1 protein-coding gene is annotated in these 246 nt (G+C 58.1%); it reads right to left on the bottom strand.

Annotated elements, in window-relative coordinates:
- Nucleotides 1–145 (bottom strand): transposase (locus F3J20_RS31775; protein WP_167285847.1); only part of this gene is annotated, 145 nt, incomplete at its 3' end.
- Nucleotides 146–246 lie beyond the last annotated feature (101 nt).

Genomic DNA, 246 nt, shown 5'->3' with positions numbered 1-246 from the left:
AGTGGAACAACTGGTTCGGGTTCACGCCGTGCTGGCGCGCGACCATCGAAACCGACTTCCCCGGCTCAAGGCTCTCCCGCACCATCGCCAACTTCTGCTCCGCCGTCCAGCGCCGCCGACGCTCCGGCCCCGTCAACACTTCCATCACTTCCTGTTTGTTGTTAGTCAGAATCTATGGTCGCCCCCATTTTTGCAATGCTGGGTTCAACGATGTTTCGGGCTTGCTCAAATCTATTCGGCGTCTTC

The organism is Paraburkholderia sp. Cy-641 (assembly GCF_011752945.1).
Classification (GTDB): domain Bacteria; phylum Pseudomonadota; class Gammaproteobacteria; order Burkholderiales; family Burkholderiaceae; genus Paraburkholderia.
The sequence above is the reverse complement of the archived record's forward strand: the minus strand, read 5'-3'. Positions and strand labels throughout refer to the sequence as shown.